The organism is uncultured Xanthomonas sp. (assembly GCF_964278005.1).
Classification (GTDB): Bacteria; Pseudomonadota; Gammaproteobacteria; order Xanthomonadales; family Xanthomonadaceae; genus Xanthomonas_A; species Xanthomonas_A sontii.
This window is the reverse complement of the sequence record NZ_CAXYKF010000015.1, coordinates 472,830-489,096: the sequence shown is the minus strand read 5'-3', so window position 1 is coordinate 489,096 and position 16,267 is coordinate 472,830. Positions and strand designations below refer to the sequence as shown.

9 protein-coding genes and 5 tRNA genes are annotated in these 16,267 nt (G+C 69.7%); 8 read left to right on the top strand and 6 right to left on the bottom strand.

Going from position 1 to position 16,267, the window contains the following annotated elements:
- Positions 1-86: 86 nt before the first annotated feature.
- Both ACHWVH_RS10635 and ACHWVH_RS10630 read right to left on the bottom strand, forming a co-directional pair.
- A complete protein-coding gene (locus tag ACHWVH_RS10635) occupies positions 87-1,274 on the bottom strand; it encodes a cell wall metabolism sensor histidine kinase WalK (RefSeq protein WP_267099799.1) in 1,188 nt (395 codons plus the stop codon).
- Positions 1,271-1,960: a response regulator gene (locus tag ACHWVH_RS10630; RefSeq protein WP_152182643.1), complete on the bottom strand. Its 690-nt coding sequence runs from the start codon at positions 1,958-1,960 to the stop codon at positions 1,271-1,273. The genes ACHWVH_RS10635 and ACHWVH_RS10630 overlap by 4 nt, the downstream gene beginning before the upstream one ends.
- 73 nt (positions 1,961-2,033) lie before the next feature.
- Between ACHWVH_RS10630 and ACHWVH_RS10625 the strand changes: the two genes are divergently transcribed.
- From ACHWVH_RS10625 to ACHWVH_RS10605, 5 genes are read left to right on the top strand one after another with little or no spacing between them, the layout of a single operon-like run.
- Complete coding sequence (locus tag ACHWVH_RS10625; RefSeq protein WP_394687109.1) at positions 2,034-3,530, top strand: efflux transporter outer membrane subunit; 1,497 nt, start codon at positions 2,034-2,036, stop codon at positions 3,528-3,530.
- Between the two features lie 29 nt (positions 3,531-3,559).
- The gene (locus ACHWVH_RS10620) at positions 3,560-4,378 is read left to right on the top strand and encodes a MipA/OmpV family protein (protein WP_394687108.1); all 819 of its coding nucleotides are present in this window, start codon (positions 3,560-3,562) and stop codon (positions 4,376-4,378) included.
- A gap of 23 nt (positions 4,379-4,401) precedes the next feature.
- Positions 4,402-5,520, top strand: a complete 1,119-nt coding sequence (locus tag ACHWVH_RS10615; protein ID WP_394687107.1) for an efflux RND transporter periplasmic adaptor subunit — start codon at positions 4,402-4,404, stop codon at positions 5,518-5,520.
- Positions 5,517-8,591, top strand: a complete 3,075-nt coding sequence (locus tag ACHWVH_RS10610; RefSeq protein ID WP_394687106.1) for an efflux RND transporter permease subunit — start codon at positions 5,517-5,519, stop codon at positions 8,589-8,591. Before ACHWVH_RS10615 ends, ACHWVH_RS10610 begins: the two co-directional genes overlap by 4 nt.
- Entirely contained in the window at positions 8,588-10,459 is a 1,872-nt protein-coding gene (locus tag ACHWVH_RS10605; protein ID WP_394687105.1) for a lipase family alpha/beta hydrolase, read from the top strand. The genes ACHWVH_RS10610 and ACHWVH_RS10605 overlap by 4 nt, the downstream gene beginning before the upstream one ends.
- A 258-nt stretch (positions 10,460-10,717) precedes the next feature.
- Here ACHWVH_RS10605 and ACHWVH_RS10600 read toward each other — a convergent pair.
- From ACHWVH_RS10600 to ACHWVH_RS10585, 4 genes are all read right to left on the bottom strand, one after another.
- Positions 10,718-10,793, bottom strand: a tRNA-Glu gene (locus tag ACHWVH_RS10600).
- 44 nt (positions 10,794-10,837) lie between these two features.
- Positions 10,838-10,913 (bottom strand) — tRNA-Ala (locus ACHWVH_RS10595).
- Between the two features lie 114 nt (positions 10,914-11,027).
- A tRNA-Glu gene (locus ACHWVH_RS10590) sits at positions 11,028-11,103 on the bottom strand.
- A gap of 46 nt (positions 11,104-11,149) precedes the next feature.
- Positions 11,150-11,225, bottom strand: a tRNA-Ala gene (locus ACHWVH_RS10585).
- Positions 11,226-11,654: 429 nt separating this feature from the next.
- On the opposite strand from ACHWVH_RS10585, the gene ACHWVH_RS10580 reads away from it, so the two are divergent.
- The 3 genes from ACHWVH_RS10580 (at position 11,655) to ACHWVH_RS10570 (ending at position 16,249) form a co-directional block, all read left to right on the top strand.
- Positions 11,655-11,741, top strand: a tRNA-Leu gene (locus tag ACHWVH_RS10580).
- A gap of 164 nt (positions 11,742-11,905) precedes the next feature.
- Complete coding sequence (locus tag ACHWVH_RS10575) at positions 11,906-12,286, top strand: response regulator (protein WP_017909846.1); 381 nt, start codon at positions 11,906-11,908, stop codon at positions 12,284-12,286.
- A gap of 159 nt (positions 12,287-12,445) precedes the next feature.
- Positions 12,446-16,249: a PAS domain-containing protein gene (locus ACHWVH_RS10570; RefSeq protein ID WP_394687104.1), complete on the top strand. Its 3,804-nt coding sequence runs from the start codon at positions 12,446-12,448 to the stop codon at positions 16,247-16,249.
- Positions 16,250-16,267 lie beyond the last annotated feature (18 nt).

Here is a 16,267-nt window from a genome sequence, read left to right as displayed (position 1 = left end):
CGCAACCGAGCGCATGCGCAGCCGGTGGGCCTTCGTGCCCGCCGGCTTTTGCGTGCGCGTTGCGCCTGCGGCAACTCCGGCGGATGTCAAAACCCGTGCGGCAGGCGCACCCGCGCGCACAGCCCGCCGCCCGCGCGGTTGGCGAACTCCAGCGTGCCGCCGTGCGCCTGGCAGATGGCCGCGGCGATCGACAGGCCGAGGCCGCTGCCGCCGGAATGGCGTGCCCGCGAGTCGTCGGCGCGCCAGAAACGGTCGCCCATCCGCGCCAGCGCTTCCTCGTCGACGCCAGGACCGCGATCGGCCACGCGGATCAGCACGCCATCGGCATCGGCCTGCGCCTCCAACGCCAGTTCGCCGCCGGCCGCGGCGTAGCGCAGCGCATTGTCGATCAGCACCGACAGCACTTGGCCCAGGCGGTCGCGGTCGGCGCTGATGTGCAAATGCTCGGGAATGCGCACCTGCACCTGCATGCCGGCCTCCTGCAGCGGCTGCGCCGCCCAGGTCAGGCGTTCGCGGACCAGGGCGCCGAGTACGAACCGCTGCGGCTCCAGCATCAGCTGGTTGGCGCGGGCCATCGACAGCAGGTGCAGGTCGCCGACCAGGCGATTGATCTGCTCCAGCTGGCGCTGGACCATACGCAACTGCTCCTCGCTGCTCGGGAACACCTGGTCGAGCATGCCCTGCACCCGCCCCATCGCCGCGTTGAGCGGGGTGCGCAGTTCGTGCGCCAGCATCGCGCTGGACTCGCGCACCTCGCGCTCGTACCGCTGCAGCTGCGTGCTCATGCCATTGAAGTCGGTCGCCAGCCCGGCCAGCTCGTCCGGGGCGCCAGGCACCACCCTGGCGCGCGCGGCGAAATCGCCATCGCTGATCCGCCGCGCCGCCTCGGCGACGTTGGAGAACTGCCGCGACAATGGCCGCGAAGCGAGCAGACCGCAGACCACGATCACCGGAATCGACGCCAGCACCATGCCCGCCAGCAGCCACCAGTCGCGGCTGGCCAGTCCGGGCAGGAAGTCGGCCACGTCGTAATAGGTTTCGAACAGCTCCCACAGGCGCCGCGCATTGCTGTGCGGATCCTCGCGCAGTTGCAGCATCTCCTGCCGCGCCTGCGGCGGCAGGCGGCTCAGGGTGGAGACGTCCCAGATCGCGAAGCGCAGCACCATGCCCAGCGCGATCGCGATGATGGTCAGCACCGCCAGCGCGCTCATGCGCAGGCCTACCCACTGCCACAGCGGCGCGTGGCGTTTGCGGCGGAACCAGGCCCAGTTCATCGGAAGCGGTAGCCGATCGCGCGCACGGTCACCAGCAGGCCGGTGACCTGCTCGTGTTCCAGCTTCTTGCGCAGGTTGTGCACGTGCGCATCCACCACCCGTTCCAGCGCGTCGCTGTCGGGCAGGCAGATCTCCAGCAGTTCGCTGCGGGTGAAGGCCTTGAACGGCGTCTTCATCAGCGTCGCGAGGATGTTGAACTCGGTCGGGGTCAGTTCCAGCGCCACCTCGTGGCCGTCGGCATCGCGCACGGTGGCACGCACCGCGGCGGTGTCCACGGTGAGCCGCTCGTGGCGCAACGGCTCCTCGCTGGCACGCGCCGGCCCGGCGCGGCGCAGCACCGCATACACCCGCGCCACCACTTCCTTGGGGCTGTACGGCTTGACCACGTAGTCGTCGGCGCCGTAACGCAGCGCGCCGAGCTTCTCCGGTTCGTCGCCCATCGCGGTGACCATGATCACCGGCGTGTCGCTGCTGCGGCGGATCGTGGACAGCACCTCGGTGCCGCTGAGCCGCGGCAGCATCACGTCCAGCAGCACCAGGTCCGGCTTCCACTGCGCATGCACCGCCACCGCCTTCTGCCCGTCCTCGGCGATGGTGACCTCGAAGCCGTCGCGGCGCAGGTAGGCCTCGAGGATGCTGGCGCTGTCGGCATCGTCTTCGACCAGCAGGATCTTCTTCGCGTGCATTGCCCGGTGCCCGTGTTTGGCGTCTTGATGGAATCTTGAAGATTCCTAGAAGGCGGCTTGAACATGCCCGCCGATGCTGGCAGTCGAGTTCGATCACCCGACCGTTGCCATGATTCTACCGTCCCTGCCGCTTCGCCCGTGTCGCACCCGCGCCCTGCTCGGGCTTCTCGCACTCGCCTTGGGTGGCTGCTCCCTGGCGCCGGTCTACCAACGCCCGCAACCGGCCCTGCCGCCCACCTTCGGCACGACCAACGCGACCGCGGCCGCCGCACCGGATCGCGGCGAGAGTGCGCTCACCGACCAGGAACTGCAGTTCGTACGGACATTCTCGCCGCAGCACGACCTGGCCCAGCTGCTGACCCAGGCACTGGCCCACGATCCGGACTTCCGCAATGCCGTGCTGACCGTGCAGCAGGCGCGCGCCCAGTACCGCATCGAACGCGCGCAGCAGCTGCCGCAGCTGGGCCTCGATGCGCAGGGGACGCGCCGCAGCTACGACGACGCGGCCACGCAGGCGCGCTATGGCCAGAAGCTGAGCACCGTCGCGGTCGGCGTGGATGGCTTCGAACTGGACCTGTTCGGCAAGCTGGCCTCGCTGTCGGCGGCGGCGCAGCAGCGTTACCTGGCCTCCGAAGACGGCCGCCAGGCGGCGCGCGGTGCGCTGATCGCCGAGGTACTGCGCGCCTACACACTGGAGCGTGCTGCCCTGCAGAGCCAGCAGCAGGCGCAGACCATCGCCGAGCGCAGTGCGGCGCTGCTGGCGATCGCCACGCGCCAGCAGGCGGTCGGGCTGATCTCCCGCGATGCGCTGGACCGCCAGCGCCACGACGACGACCAGGCGCAGGCGCGCGCGCAGCAGGCCACCAGCGATCACGCCGCCGCTCGCCGCGCCCTGCAACTGCTCGCCGGCTACGCCACGCCGGACGGCGCCGGCACCTTGCAGGACCTGCTGCCGGGTGCCGGGCAGGACGACGGCCGCACCTGGCGCGACCTCGACTCGCAGTTGCTGCTGCAGCGCCCGGACATCCGCCAGGCCGAGGCCGAACTGCGCGCGCGCAATGCCGACATCGGCGCCGCGCGCGCCGCGTTCTTCCCGTCGATCCGCCTGAGCACCTCGCTGGGTACCGCCAGCGAGCCATTGAACGGCCTGTTCATGCCCGGCAGCCGCACCTGGAGCTTCGTGCCGCAGTTGCTGCTGCCGCTGTTCGACGGCGGCCGCAACCGCGCCAACCTGGATCTCGCACAGCTGCGCAAGGACGGCGCGGTGGCCGACTACGAGAAGACCGTGGAGGCCGCGTTCCGCGAGGTCGCCGATGCGCTGGATGCGCTACCGGCGCTGCAACAGCGCGAATGTGGCGAACGCACCAATCTCGAACGCGAACGCCAGCGTGTGGCGCGCCTGCAGCAGCGCGTCGCGCAAGGTCTGCAGGACCGCCCCGAGTTGCTGGCCGGCGACATCCAGGCCGCGCAGGCCGAACTGGCGCATCTGCAGGCGCGGCAGGACCTGTTGCTCGATCGCATCGCGCTGTTCCGCGCGTTCTACGGCGTGCCGCTGCCGCACGCGCCCTGATGACCTTTCCCCCGCACGAGGTTGCCCCGATGAAACATCTCCTGTCCGTTCTGTCGCCCACGCTGACCGTGGCGGTGCTGGCGCTGCCGCCGGCCGCGCACGCCGCAGACACCGATCCGGCCCCCAGCGCCGGCCTGTTCGGCGACCGCACCCAAGTGAGCGTGGGCGCCGGCGCCATGCTGACCCCGCGCTATGCCGGTTCCGCCGACGATCGCGTGCAGGCGGTGCCAGTGCTCTCGGTACAGCGCGGCATCCTGTTCGCGGACACGCTGCGCGGCGCCGGCGTCCAGTTCCAGAACGCGCACGGCTTCTCCGCCAGCCAGTCGTTCGGCTACGACCTGGGCCGCCTGCAGCGCAACAGCAGCTGGCGCCCCGGCTCCAAGCGCCTGGCCGGCATGGGCGACGTACCCGGCGCGATCACCGCACGCAGCCTGGTCATGCAGCAGCTCACCCGGTACCTGGCGCTGGACGCCGAGGCGGAGTTCGCGCTGAAGGACGGTGCGCGCCGCAACCGCTACAGCGCCGGCGCGCGCTTCACCCTGATGCAGGCGGCGGCCGACAACGTGACCCTGGACCTGGACGCGCACGTCGGCGACCGCCGCTTCAACCAGGCGTACTTCGGCGTCACCGAGGCGCAAAGCCTGACCAGCGGATTCCAACCGCACCGCGCCGATGCCGGCGTGTACGCCTACACCGTCGGCGCCGAATGGGATCACACCCTGTCGCCGCACTGGACCGCCTCGCTGCTGCTCAACGCCACCCGCTACGTCGGCCCCGCCGACGGCAGCCCGGTGGTGCGTCGCCGCGCCGCTGCCGGCGGCGGCGCCACCGTCACCTACACCTTCTGAACGTTCCCGGGACACCGCCGATCATGACCCTGCGCCCCACCCTGCTTCTCACGCTGTGCCTGCCGCTGGCCGTGCTGGCGCTGTCCGGCTGCGGCCGCGAGGCCGCACCGCCCGCCGACGCGCCGCGCGCGGTCAAGCTGGAAACCGTCGGCAGCGATGCCGCACGCGACAGCACCCGCTACCTCGCCCAGGTGCGCCAGCAACAACGCGCCGATCTCGGCTTCGAAGGCGGCGGCCGCATTGCCGCCATCGCCGTGGACGTGGGCGACCGCGTGCGCGCCGGCCAGGTGCTCGCACGCCTGGACCCGGAACCGAACAGCCTGCGCTTGCAGCAGGCCGAGGCCGGCGTCGGCATCGCCGCGGCCGATCTGCAGCAGCAGCAGACCCAGCTCGCCCAGCAGCAGGCCATGTTCGACGACGGCGCCGCCTCGGCCGCGACCCTGACCGCGGCCAGGAGCGCCTTCGCCGCGGCGCAGGCGAAGGTGCGCAGCGCGCAGTCGGACCTGGCGCTGGCGCGCCGCGCGGTGCGTCAATCGGAACTGCGCGCACCGTTCGACGGCAGCGTGGTGGCACGCCTGCAGCAGCCCGACAGTCTTGTGAGCGCGGGCCAGCCGGTCCTGCAACTGGACGGCGCCGATCGCGCGCAGGTGCTGGCGACGCTGCCGGCCGATCGCGCCGCGGCACTGCGACCGGGCCAGCGCGTCCTCGCCTACCGCAGCAACGCGCCGCAGCAGGCCTTGCCGCTGCGCCTGCGCAGCGTCTCCGATCGCGTGGACGGCGGTGCCACCGTGCAGGCGCTGTTCGACAGCACCGGCGCCGATGCGGCGCAGCCGCGCAGCGGCGAATCGCTGCTGCTGGCCCTGCCCGACAGCGCCGCCGATCAGGCGCCAAGCGTGCCGTTGAGCGCGCTGATCCCGAGCATGGCCGACGGCCGGACCATGCTGTTCGTGTACCGCCAGGACAGCGGCAGCGTGCGCCGTCGTCAGGTCGTCACCGGGCACGCCGAGGGCGGCCGCGTGCAGATCCTGCGTGGCCTGGCTCCGGGCGAGCGCATCGTCGCCGCCGGCGCCGCCTTCCTTCACGACGGCCAGCACGTCGTGCCGTTCCGTCCCACCACCCGCCTCGGCACCACCTCGCCATGAACCTGACCCGCGCCACCTTGCAATCGAGCCGCCTGGCGCTGTTCAGCGCCGCCCTGATCCTGATCGGCGGCATCGTCACCTTTCTCGGTTTTCCCTCGCAGGAGGAACCCAGCGTGACCGTGCGCGACGCGATCGTGCAGGTCGGTTACCCCGGCATGCCCAGCGAGCGCGTGGAGAACCTGCTCGCGCGTCCGCTGGAGGAACGGCTGCGCGAGGTCAGCGGGCTGAAGAAGATCGTCACCACCATCCATCCCGGCAGCGCCATCGTGCAGGTCACCGCGCAGGACAGCGTCAAGGACCTGCCGGCGCTGTGGCAGCGCGTGCGCAGCAAGGCGGCCGAGGCCGGTGCCGAACTGCCCGCCGGCACGCAGGGGCCGCTGGTCGACGACGACTTCGGCCGTGTCGCCATCGCCTCGATCGCGGTCACCGCGCCCGGCTTCAACACCGCCGAAATGCTCGGGCCGCTGCGGCAGATGCGTGCGCAGCTGTACGCCGTGCCGGGCGTCGAGCGGGTCACCTTCCACGGCCTGCAGGACGAGCGCGTCTATGTCGCCTTCGACCGCACCAGGCTGGGCGAGGCCGGCCTCACCCCGGCCGCGGTCGCGCAGCAACTGCGCGCGCAGAACGTGGTCGCCGGTGGCGGCCTGGTCGCCGCGTCGGGCATGGCGATGACCGTGACCACCTCCGGCGAAGTGCGCGACCTCGACGACCTGCGCAATGCCCCGATCGCGACGCAGGGCGCCGACGGCCCACGGCAGATCCCGCTGGCGCAGCTGGCGCGGATCGAGCTGATGCCGGTGGATCCGCCGGAGGCCGGCGCCATCTACCAGGGCCAGCCGGCGGTGGTGGTGGCGGTGTCGATGGCCCCGGGCAACAACGTCGCCGAGGTCGGCAAGGCGCTGCGCCGCACCCTGGGCGAGACCGCCAAGGCGCTGCCGGTGGGTTTCGCACAGCACGTGGTCACCTTCCAGGCCGACGTCGTCGAGCGCGAGATGGGCAAGATGCATCACGTGATGGGCGAGACCATCGTCATCGTGATGGCGGTGGTGATGCTGTTTCTCGGCTGGCGCACCGGCCTGATCGTCGGCGCGATCGTGCCATTGACCATCCTCGGCGCGCTGATCGCGATGCGGGTGCTGGGCGTGGAACTGCAGACCGTGTCCATCGCCGCGATCATCCTGGCGCTGGGCCTGCTGGTGGACAACGGCATCGTCATCGCCGAGGACATCGAGCGGCGCCTGGCCGCCGGCGAGGAACGCCGCGCCGCCTGCGAGGCCGCCGGCCGCAGCCTGGCGATCCCGCTGCTGACCTCCTCGCTGGTGATCGTGCTGGCGTTCTCGCCGTTCTTCTTCGGCCAGACCAGCACCAACGAATACATGCGCTCGCTGGCGATCGTGCTGGCGGTGACCCTGCTCGGCTCGTGGCTGCTCAGCATCACCATCACCCCGCTGCTGTGCATGTACTTCGCCCGCGCGCATCTCGCGCCGGCCGATGGACATGGCGACAGCTACACGTCCAAGCCGTACCGGCTGTACCGGCGCACGATCGAGGCACTGCTGGCGCACAAGGCGCTGTTCCTGGGCAGCATGCTCGCCCTGCTCGCCCTGGCGGTGACCGTGCTGGCCTCGGTGCCGTACAGCTTCCTGCCCAAGTCCGACCGCCTGCAGTTCCAGATGCCGGTGACCCTGCAACCGGGCAGCGATGCGCGCGAGACCCTGCGCACCGTGCAGTCGATCAGCCAGTGGCTGGCCGACCGTCGGCAGAACCCGCAGATCGTCGACAGCATCGGCTACGTCGCCGACGGCGGTCCGCGCATCGTGCTCGGGCTGAACCCGCCGCTGCCGGCGGCCAACATCGCCTACTTCACCGTCAGCGTGCGGCCGGGCAGCGACATCGACGCGCTGATCGCCAAGGTGCGCTCCCACCTGCGCCAGGCCTACCCGGCGGTACGCGCCGAGCCCAAGCGATTCTCCCTGGGCTCGACCGAATCCGGCGTGGCGATCTACCGGGTGATCGGCCCGGACGAAACGCAACTGCGCCGGATCACCGCCGGCATCGCCGACGCCTTGCGCGCCCTGCCCGGCACGCTGGACGTCAGCGACGACTGGGACAGCCGCATTCCGCGCTACGTGGTGCAGGTGGACCAGGCCAAGGCGCGCCGCGCCGGCGTCACCAGCGAGGACATCGCGCAGGCGCTGCAACTGCGCTACAGCGGCGTGGACGCCTCGGTGATCCACGACGACGGCAGCAACGTGCCGATCGTGCTGCGCGGCGACAGCGACCCGCGTGCACGCAGCGGCAATCCCGGCGACACGCCGATCTACCCGTCCTCCGGCGCCGCGCCGCTGCCGCTGTCGGCGATCGCCGACATCCAATTGAGCTCGGAACCCTCGACGATCCAGCGCCGCAACCTGAGCCGCGCCATCACCATCACCGGCCGCAACCCGGACCTGACCACCGACCAGGTGGTGGCCGCGCTGGCCGACAAGGTGGCGGCGCTGCGCCTGCCGCCGGGCTACCGCATCGAGATGGGCGGCGAACTGGAGGATGCCGCCGAAGCCAACCAGGCATTGCTGCAGTACATGCCGCATGCGCTGGGCGCGATCCTGCTGCTGTTCGTGTGGCAGTTCAATTCGTTCCGCAAGCTGTTCATCGTGGTCGCCAGCATTCCGTTCGTGTTGATCGGCGCCACCCTCGCCCTGCTGGTCACCGGTTATCCGTTCGGCTTCATGGCCACCTTCGGTCTGCTCGCGCTGGCCGGCATCATCGTCAACAACGCGGTGCTGCTGCTGGAGCGGATCGAGGCCGAACTGGCCGATGGCCTGAGCCGGCACGAGGCGGTGATCGCCGCCGCGGTCAAGCGCCTGCGCCCGATCGTGATGACCAAGCTGACCTGCATCGTCGGCCTGGTCCCATTGATGCTGTTCGCCGGCCCGCTGTGGACCGGTATGGCCATCACCATGATCGGCGGCCTGGCCCTGGGCACGCTGGTGACCCTGGGGGTGATTCCGGTGCTGTACGACCTGCTGTTCGCACGCCGCGCCGGCACGCCGGCGAAGGTCGCGGCATGAAGCGGCGGCGCTGGCACCGCGCGATCCTGGCCTGTGTCGTGCTGTGCATGGCGCTGTGCACCGGCGGCTGCGCCAGCGTCACCCTGCAACGCGTGGATGCGGCGCGCTACATCCAGGCCAAGCGCGGCGACGCGCTCAGCACCGCGCGCCCCAGCGATGCCGCGCTGCAGACGCTGAACGTGGCCGGCCTCGACGCGGCACGCTGCACGGCGACGGTGCCGCCATGCATCGACCGGTTGCTCGGCAATGCCGACATGGACCAGGAGCGTACCCTGGCGACGGCGGCGGAACTGTCGCTGCTGGCCGCGCAACGCGCCGCCAGGCAACACCCGGACAGCGATGCCACGCTGGCCGTCTGGCTGCAGACCGCGCGTTACGCCTACGCTTATCTGTTCTTCAGCGCACGCACGCCCAGCGAACGCGCCTTCGAGGAACGCCAGACCCAGGTGCGCGACTACTACAACTACGCCGTGCAGCAGTCGGTGACCGCGTTGTTCGCCCGCTACCGGCGGCATCCGCCGGCCACGCACGAGGCCGGCGCGCAGATCGCCGCCCTGCCCGACTGGACGGTGACGCTGGATGCCAGCGGCGTCGGCAGCCCGCAGGACATGCCGATGCCCGAGACGATGCTGGCGGCCAGCGGCCTGCGTTTCGATGGGCTGCGCAGCGTGTATCGGCGCGATGGCTTCGGCGCGGAGATGGTCGCGGTCCTGCCGCAGCCGGCGGCGGAGGCCATCCGCAGCACCGACGCCACTCCTGTCTACAGCGACATGCCCACCCCCAACCTCACGGTGTTGCTGCGTTTCGATGGCCGCACGCTCAAGCAGGTGCTGGCCAGCAACAGCGCACACGTGGAAGTCCACGACCCCTCGCTCGGCGATCGGGTCACGATGGGCGGTGTCGACGTGCCGCTGGCGGCCAATTTCAGCGCCGGCTACGGCGTGTGGATGGCGCGCGCCGGTTTCGCCGCGCAATCGCTGCGCACCCTGCTCGGCCTCGGGCACGGCATCGAACGGCCGCACGTGTTCCTGACCCAGCCCTACGATCCGAACCGGCGCGTGCTGGTGCTGCTGCACGGGCTGGCCAGCAGCCCGGAAGCCTGGGTCAACCTGGCCAACGACCTGCTCGGCGATCCGCAGGTCCGCGCGCGCTATCAGATCTGGTTCGTCTACTACCCGACCAACCTGCCGATTCCCTACACCCACCTGCAGGTTCGCAACGCCCTGGAGCAGACGCTGGACCAGTTCGATCCGCAACGCCGCAGCGTCTCCGCACATGACATGGTGCTGATCGGGCACAGCATGGGCGGCGTGCTGGCGCGCTTGATGGTGTCTTCCAGCGACGGCGAGCGGCTGTGGCGAACCCTGTTCGACGGGGCGGCGCTGGATCCGCAGGCGCGCCAGGCACTGCACGCCAGGCTCGGGCCGATGCTGCAGTTCGCGCCGATGCCGGAAGTGTCCGAGGCGATCTTCCTGGCCACCCCGCAGCGCGGCACGCCCGAAGCCGCCGGCACGGTGGGCGAACTGGCACGCGCCGTGATCGGCCTGCCACGGCGCGTGCTCGACCAGTTCCAGGACATCGCGGGCAAGAACATGCTCGACGGGCTGCCCAACAGCATCGACAGCCTCAGCGACCACGACCCTTTCATCCTCGCCGCGGCGCAGTTGCCGATCTCACCACAGGTGACCTATCACTCCATCATCGGGCAGGAGGATCCGCGCGTGCCGCTGGCGCAGTCCGGCGACGGCATCGTGCCGTACTGGAGTGCCCACCTGCCCGGCGCCGCCTCGGAAACGGTGATCGTCTCCGGACACAGCGTGCAACGCACGCCGCAGGCGATCCTGCAGATCCGCCGGCTGCTGCATTGAACTGGTGCAGCGTTAGCCCCTCAGCGATGCAGCACCAGCCCACTAAGCCCCTCTCCCTCCGGGAGAGGGGTTGGGGTGAGGGTACGGGCGCCCTCGCACATCCTGGATGCAGGCAGACAAGGAACAGCAGCACAGCTCGCTCGAAGAAGCCAGCGATCCACCCGGCTTCCAGCGCATGCTTGCCGCATCTCGCAGCCGCCGCACACGGCCGCCGCACGCATAAAAAAACACCCGGCAGTGCCGGGTGTTTTCGAAAAGTGGCGTCCCCACGGGGATTCGAACCCCGGTCGCCACCGTGAAAGGGTGATGTCCTAGGCCTCTAGACGATGGGGACGCGGATAACGATGTTGCTTTGCGGACGGCCTATGTCCGAAAAGTTGGTGGAGCCAGCCGGGATCGAACCGGCGACCTCTTGCATGCCATGCAAGCGCTCTCCCAGCTGAGCTATGGCCCCACGTGTACTGGCAGAAGCGGAATCTTACCCGACTTTCTTCCGATGTACAAACCCCGCACTCAGTGCGTTCGGCAGAGCCGAACCCGGATGCGCGCGAGGAATTCTTGCGAAAAATGGCGTCCCCACGGGGATTCGAACCCCGGTCGCCACCGTGAAAGGGTGATGTCCTAGGCCTCTAGACGATGGGGACGCTGTGTAACGATGTCGCCTTTGCGGACGGCCTATGTCCGAAAAGTTGGTGGAGCCAGCCGGGATCGAACCGGCGACCTCTTGCATGCCATGCAAGCGCTCTCCCAGCTGAGCTATGGCCCCACGTGCTGCGAGGAGCGGAATATTAACGATCGTGATCGGCACACGCAAGCGTTTTTTTCGGAACGTTCGCGACGCCGCACACGCCCTCGCCACGACCGGCTGCATCCGCGCGCACGCCTGCATTGCGCGACGTCTGCGCCTCACCTCCAACGATGGAGGCGACCCGCGGAACTCGCCGCACACGGTGCCAACGCGCCTCCGCAGCCCTCCGCCACTCGTGTCGATGATTGCCGATATCGGCACAACGGGTGGATTTGCGCGCCCCTTGCGCGGTCGGCAGGAACCGAATGCTTCGCCTAACGTGCAACGCACATATAGAGATGTGCTCGGGAAGTACCCATGGCCACTGCCATTCCCCCCGCCTCCTCCAACGACGGCAAATACAGCGCTGGCGGCGCGGCCGAACTGTCGGCTATACTCCGCGGCCGCGCCGAAGTGGCGGAATCGGTAGACGCAGCGGACTCAAAATCCGCCGCCCTTAAAAGCGTGTGGGTTCGAGTCCCACCTTCGGCACCAGGACTGACGGCAGCTTCGGCTGCCGTTTGTTTTTTGCGCGACCGCCGCGGCGCACGTCGACGTCGATCACAGGTAAACGCTTCATCTTCCTGCGCCCGTTTGTCTAGGCGGTGGCAGTGACGGTCCCGCTATACTTTCCGTTCCCAAACCTTAACGAGCAAGCGATGTCGGCATTGCGGGGCCTGCGTATCCTGGTGGTCGAGAACGACGAGATGAACGCCACGCTGCTGGAGTTGCAGCTTGCCCAGGCCGGTGCCGAGGTGGTCGGCATCGCCGCATCCGTGCAGCAGGCCCTTGCGCTGATCGACAGCGAGCGCCCGGATCGGGCGGTGCTCGACTTCCGCCTCTCCGCCGGCGAGACCAGCGAACCGGTCGCCCGGGCGCTGAGCGAGCGTGGCACCCCCTTCGTACTCGCCACCGGCGTGGCCGCCGACGCGCTCCCTCCCGGTTTCGCCGCCGGCGTGGTGCTGACCAAGCCCTACCTGTCCGAGCAGCTGATCAAGGCGTTGCAGGACGCTCACGCCAAGACGACCGCACGCCCCTGAGAATCCTCGGTCGTAAGCCCGCCGCCTGGCGGGAACGCTTCGAGGAACTCCGCCATCAACGTCAAGGACTGTTCGCCGCCTCCTGTCCGGTTTCCCGCCGGCAGCGCCACGGGGGCCTTGCTGCGCGCCATCGATTGGCGTGAGCACGAACTGGGCCCGATGGAGCACTGGCCGCGGAGCCTGCTCACCGCACTGTCGATCTGCCTGAACTCACGGTTCCCGATGGCGGTGCGCTGGGGCGAGCGCCAGTTCAACCTGTACAACGACGCCTACGTGCCGATCCTCGGGTTGCGACACCCGCAAGGGTTCGCGCGGCCGATGGAAGAGGTATGGCCGGACGTCTGGCCCGAGGTGCGGGCGCAGGCCGACCAGGTGATGGCCAGCGGCGAATCGACCTGGAACGAACATATTCCGTTGACGATGATGCGCAACGGCTATGGCGAGCAGGTGTATTTCACCTTCTCCTACAGCCCGCTGTTCGACGACGAGGGCCGCATCGCCGGCGTGCTGTGCGTGTGCACCGAGGACACGGCGCGGATCACCCTGGCGCGCGAACGCGACACGCTGCTGAAGGCGCTGGACGCGCAACGTGCGCAGATGGCCGATGCCTTCGAGCAGTCGCCGGCGGCGCTGGCGATCCTGCGCGGCCCGGATTACGTGATCGAGACCGTCAACCGGCGCTACCAGCAGCTGGTCGGACCGCGCGAGGTGGTCGGCCGGCCACTGACCGAGGCCATCCCCGAAATCCAGCATCAGGGCGTCATTGGCCTGCTCGACAACGTCCGCACCAGCGGCGTGCCGTTCATCGACGAGTCGATGACCTTCCAGCTGTGCCGCAGTCCGCACGAAGCGACCTCGGACACCACGCTGGAATGCGTGTACCAGCCGATGCACGACGCCGAGGGCCGGGTCAGCGGAATCCTGGTGCATGGCATCGACCGCACCGAACAGGCGCGCGCGCAGGCGCACGACAGCTTCCTGCTGATGCTCGAGGACACCCTGCAGAGCCTGCACAGCACCGAAGCCATCTGCGAGACCGGTGCCGCCCTGCTCGGCCAGCACCTCGGCGCCAATCGCTGCGCCTACGCGATCGTCGAGGCCGACGAGGACGTGTTCGACGTGCGCGCCGACTACGTCGACGGCGCCTCGCACCTGACCGGGCGCTCGCGCTTCAGCGATTTCGGCAGCGACCTGCTGGACTGCATGCGCGAAAACCGGCCGTGGGTGGTGCAGGACACCGAGACCCACCAGCCGCCGATGCGTCTGGACGACCCGAACTACCGTCGCCTGGGCATGCGCGCCGTGCTGACCGCACCGCTGCACAAGGCCGGCCGCCTGGTGGCCGCGATCGGCGTGCACCACGCCCAGCCGCGCGTGTGGACCTCGGCCGAGATCGAGCTGGTGCGGCTGGTGGCGGCGCGCTGCTGGGAATCGATGCAACGCGCGGGTGCGCAAAGCGCACTGACCAGCAGTGCCGCGCGCCTGAGCGAACTGGCCGATGCGATGCCGCAGATCGTGTTCACCGCCATGCCCGACGGCCACGTCGACTACTTCAACCGCCGCTGGTACGAGTACACCGGGCTGCCGGTCGGCGAGGCCGGCTACGACAGCTGGCGCCATGTGCACACCGAGGAAGGCCTGGCGCGGGTGATGGAGGTGTGGCCGGAAGCGCTGCGCAGCGGCAAGCCGTACGAGATCGAGTACCCGCTGCGCCGCCACGACGGCGAATACCGCTGGCATCTCGGCCGCGCCCTACCGATCCGCGACGACAGCGGCCGCATCGTGCGCTGGATCGGCACCAACACCGACATCCACGACCGCCGTCTGGTCGAGCAGCGCCTGCAGGAAAGCGAACTGCGCTTCCGCCAGCTGTGCGACAACGCGCCGGTGATGATCTGGATGTCCAATGCCGACGGCGACTGCGAATACATCAGCCGCCAGTGGTATCTGTTCACCGGGCAGAGCGAGCAGGAGGCGCTGGGCAGCGGCTGGCAGGAAATGATCCATGCCGACGACCTGGCCACGGTCGGCCGTACCCTCGCGCGCGCCTGCGCCGACCGCCGCGCCTACACCGTGGAATACCGCCTGCGCCGCCACGACGGCGAGTACCGCTGGTGCGTGGACACCGCCACGCCGCGCTTCAGTTCGTCCGGCCAGTTCCTGGGCTTCATCGGCTCGCTGCTGGACATCGCCGAGCGCAAGCGCATCGAGAATGCCACCACCGCCGAGCGTGCGGCGCTGGAGATGATCACCACCGGCAAGCCGCTGAGCACGGTGCTGGAGGCGATCGCGCGCGGCATCGAGTCGCAGAGCGATGTCGGCCTGCGCTGCACCATCATGCTGGTCGACGAGCACCGCCAGTGCCTGCTGGAAGGCGCCGCGCCGAGCATGCCGCCCGCCTTCCGCAAGGCGGTGCAGCGCCTGCCGATCGACCCCAACACCGGCTGCTGCGGGCGCGCCGCCTATCTGCGCCGGCAGGTGCTGTGCAGCGACGTGCGGGTGAACCCGCATTGGCAGGCGTATCTGGCGACCGCCCTGGAGGCGGACATCGTCGCCTGCTGCTCGACGCCGATCCTGGCCAGCGACGGCGAAGTGCTGGGCGTGGTCGCGCTGTACTACCCGTTCGTGCACTACCCCAACCCGTACGAACAGGATCTTGCGCGCTCCGCCTCGCACCTGGCCGGCATCATCATCGAGCGCCGCGGCACCGACCTGCGCCTGCAGCAACTGCTCGCCGCCGAGCAGAGCGCGCGCAGCGAGGCCGAACGCGCCAGCCGCATGAAGGACGAGTTCCTGGCCACGCTCAGCCACGAGCTGCGCACGCCGCTCAACGCCATCCTGGGCTGGTCGCGGCTGATGCAGGACGATGCGGTGCGCGAGAAGGACCTGAGCAAGGGCCTGGAGGTGATCGAGCGCAGCGCGCATTCGCAGGCGCAGATCATCGACGACCTGTTGGACATGAGCGCCATCCTGTCCGGCAAGGTCCGCCTGGAGGCCGGCGAGCTGGACCTGCGCGCACTGCTCAGCGAGACCATCGATGCGGCGCGCCCCGGCGCGCAGAACAAGGGCATCGACATCGTGCTGGTCGCCGACGAAGCGACCGCCCTGCCCTATCTGGGCGATCGGGTGCGGCTGCAGCAGGTGCTGACCAATCTGATCGGCAACGCGATCAAGTTCACCCCCAGCGCCGGCACGGTCACGGTGACCCTGGACAGCACCAGCACCCACGTCCGCATCGCCGTCGGCGATACCGGCATCGGCATCGACCCGGCGTTCCTGCCGCACGTGTTCGACCGCTTCCGCCAGGCCGACGCGAGCAGCACGCGCAGCGCCGGCGGCCTCGGCCTGGGCCTGGCGATCGCCAAGCAGCTGGCCGAACTGCACCAGGGACAGTTGTCGGTCAGCAGCGACGGCGTCGGCCTCGGCGCAACCTTCACCCTGCTACTGCCGCGCAACGACGTGCAGAGCCTGGATCCGATCCGCCGTGGCAACGACGCCGCGCTGTCCGGCGGCATGCTGCGGCGCGACGGCATTCGCCTGGATGGCGTACGCGTGCTGGTGGTGGACGACGACATGGATTCGCGGGGCGTCACCCAGCGCTTCCTGCAGGAAGCCGGTGCCGTGGTCGAGGCCGCGGTCTGTGCCGACGATGCCGAAGCGCTGCTGCGCGAACGGCCGTATGCGCTACTGGTCAGCGACGTCGGCATGCCGCGCCGCGACGGCCACAGCCTGATCCGCAGCATCCGCGCCCGTGGTGCCGGCGCAGCCAGCCGCATCCCGGCCATCGCGCTGACCGCCTACGTGCGCAGCGAGGATCGCGCGCTGGCCCTGGAGGCCGGCTTCGACGCGCACCTGGGCAAGCCGGTGGATCCGGTCAAGCTGCTCGGGCTGGCCGCATCGCTGGTGGCGCCGGTACCGGCCGCGCTCGCCACCGACCAGAGCCAAAGCGCCGAATCGGCCTGAGTCGGCGCTGCGCGGCCG

Excerpts from the sequence above, each read along its gene's own strand:
- ACHWVH_RS10635 (WP_267099799.1), bottom strand. The coding sequence starts at position 1,274 with ATGAACTGGGCCTGGTTCCGCCGCAAACGCCACGCGCCGCTGTGGCAG.
- ACHWVH_RS10630 (WP_152182643.1), bottom strand. The coding sequence starts at position 1,960 with ATGCACGCGAAGAAGATCCTGCTGGTCGAAGACGATGCCGACAGCGCC.
- ACHWVH_RS10625 (WP_394687109.1), top strand. The coding sequence starts at position 2,034 with ATGCTGGCAGTCGAGTTCGATCACCCGACCGTTGCCATGATTCTACCG.
- ACHWVH_RS10620 (WP_394687108.1), top strand. The coding sequence starts at position 3,560 with ATGAAACATCTCCTGTCCGTTCTGTCGCCCACGCTGACCGTGGCGGTG.
- ACHWVH_RS10615 (WP_394687107.1), top strand. The coding sequence starts at position 4,402 with ATGACCCTGCGCCCCACCCTGCTTCTCACGCTGTGCCTGCCGCTGGCC.
- ACHWVH_RS10610 (WP_394687106.1), top strand. The coding sequence starts at position 5,517 with ATGAACCTGACCCGCGCCACCTTGCAATCGAGCCGCCTGGCGCTGTTC.
- ACHWVH_RS10605 (WP_394687105.1), top strand. The coding sequence starts at position 8,588 with ATGAAGCGGCGGCGCTGGCACCGCGCGATCCTGGCCTGTGTCGTGCTG.
- ACHWVH_RS10575 (WP_017909846.1), top strand. The coding sequence starts at position 11,906 with ATGTCGGCATTGCGGGGCCTGCGTATCCTGGTGGTCGAGAACGACGAG.
- ACHWVH_RS10570 (WP_394687104.1), top strand. The coding sequence starts at position 12,446 with ATGGAGCACTGGCCGCGGAGCCTGCTCACCGCACTGTCGATCTGCCTG.